Source organism: Campylobacter sp. B0100352/1 (assembly GCF_020135855.1).
In the GTDB taxonomy this organism is placed as follows: Bacteria; Campylobacterota; Campylobacteria; order Campylobacterales; family Campylobacteraceae; genus Campylobacter_D; species Campylobacter_D taeniopygiae.
This window is the reverse complement of record NZ_JACHTP010000126.1, coordinates 1-272: the sequence shown is the minus strand read 5'-3', so window position 1 is coordinate 272 and position 272 is coordinate 1. Positions and strand designations below refer to the sequence as shown.

Annotated in this window: 1 protein-coding gene; it reads right to left on the bottom strand. The window is 26.8% G+C overall.

The window, feature by feature from the left end; genetic code table 11:
- Positions 1-272: hypothetical protein (locus H2279_RS08835; protein WP_337196306.1), on the bottom strand; the 272-nt coding region annotated here is incomplete at both ends.

Sequence of the window (272 nt, the reverse complement as noted above, 5' to 3'; positions counted from 1 at the left end):
ACAAAGTTCAATAACCTTTCCCTTAAGCCAACTAATATTAAATCCAAATTCTAAACGTTTTTTTTGTATTATTGATATAACTTCTTCTAAATCTTTTTTAACTAATTTTATATCATCACCACGAGCATATTTACGCATAGCGTTATGAAATTTTCTATCTTCTATGGCAAAAAAATAATTTTCCCTTCTTGCATCTCCTAAAGGAAGTTCTAAAAGTTCTTTTTCATCCTCTTTAATCTCTTCTTCGCATTTTATTATTTTTTCGGTAAAAT